1 protein-coding gene is annotated in these 297 nt (G+C 61.3%); it reads right to left on the bottom strand.

The window, feature by feature from the left end:
- Positions 1-71 precede the first annotated feature (71 nt).
- Positions 72-297 (bottom strand): HlyD family efflux transporter periplasmic adaptor subunit (locus tag P0G09_RS19225; RefSeq protein WP_275253472.1); only part of this gene is annotated, 226 nt, incomplete at its 5' end.

The raw sequence follows: 297 nt of genomic DNA, 5'->3' as shown, positions 1-297 counted from the left end.
GCGGTGACGATCATGCCGTTGGAAAGGTCCACCTTGTCGCCGCTGGTGCTCACGACATAGGTGTTGTCCGGCTAGATGGTCATCTTGTAGTAAGACCCGCTGGTGTTGGTGGTCACGTCACTGTCGATGGAGGTAACAGTGCCGGTCAGGGTGCCGTAGGAATACTCCGACAGGCCGGTGATGGCGAACTTGCAGGGGTCGCCCACGTTGATCAGCGGCCGGTCGTTGACGGTGACAGCCGCCACGATCTCAAGGTCACTGTTCTCGCTGGCCACGGTGGCCAGAGCGGAGCCTGCG

Origin of the sequence: Faecalibacterium sp. DFI.5.82, assembly GCF_029076575.1 — a bacterium.
Lineage (GTDB): Bacteria > Bacillota > Clostridia > Oscillospirales > Ruminococcaceae > Faecalibacterium > Faecalibacterium duncaniae.
This window is presented reverse-complemented; position numbering and strand designations above follow the sequence as displayed.